The organism is Xanthomonas dyei (assembly GCF_002939865.1).
Taxonomy (GTDB): Bacteria; Pseudomonadota; Gammaproteobacteria; order Xanthomonadales; family Xanthomonadaceae; genus Xanthomonas; species Xanthomonas dyei.
In genome coordinates, this window is record NZ_MDEE01000114.1 from 1 (window position 1) to 743 (window position 743).

Here is a 743-nt window from a genome sequence, read left to right on the forward strand (position 1 = left end):
GTCTCACGCTGGCTAGAACGCTTGCGCACCCTGCCCGACGCAGTGCGCGAGCAGATGAGCCTGGTACCTTAAAAACGTGGGGATACCTAAGTATCTGACACCATCGTATCCAATTCGCTTTATTAATTCACAGAGATACTGTGTGGCCAAGTAATCGAATGTAGCTTTATGAACAGGCGTCGGCCTCGTTAAGTCCTCACTGAGCATTGAAAGAAACGCCATCTCAGCCCTAACATTGCTCAGAGTCTCTATTCCAAGCCGAAATGGAGATATCTGAGAACGAGGATCAGACAAATCGACGAGCTTGAAATTTCGCACAGCCTCAAACTGAGCAACGGAGACTACATCCGCAACTGTAGGGCGCACCTCAGCAAGCGCCGTGTCTCGATCGCTCGCTACGTAGAGATAGGACAACCCCGGAGGATTTGCTCGCCCTGCTTGAGCCACTCCGACTGGCGGCGCCATCAAATCAATCAAGCTAAATGCTTCCTCGCCCCTCTGAACTCTTGCCCTAAAAAAATCCCTAGGTAGATCATTTTGAGATATAACCAAAAGGCCAAGAAGTTCAGCAAGCTCCTTTTGGTTGGGCGCGGACTCCGGGAAGAATCTATTTTTATACTTCAGCTCATCCTTGAGTGCTATCCATCGATTCTGTGTAATGACCCACTGAAACTCTGCTCAGGTGTTAGTTTTCAGAGGAGACATCGATGAGTGCAGTGATGGACGAAGAACAGATCAAGCGC

At 49.4% G+C, this 743-nt stretch carries 1 pseudogene; it reads right to left on the reverse strand.

The features are described 5' to 3' along the window. Positions 1 to 102: 102 nt before the first annotated feature. Positions 103 to 465: pseudogene (locus XdyCFBP7245_RS24965) on the reverse strand (RES family NAD+ phosphorylase); the annotation flags it as partial. Between the last annotated feature and the right edge of the window lie 278 nt (positions 466 to 743).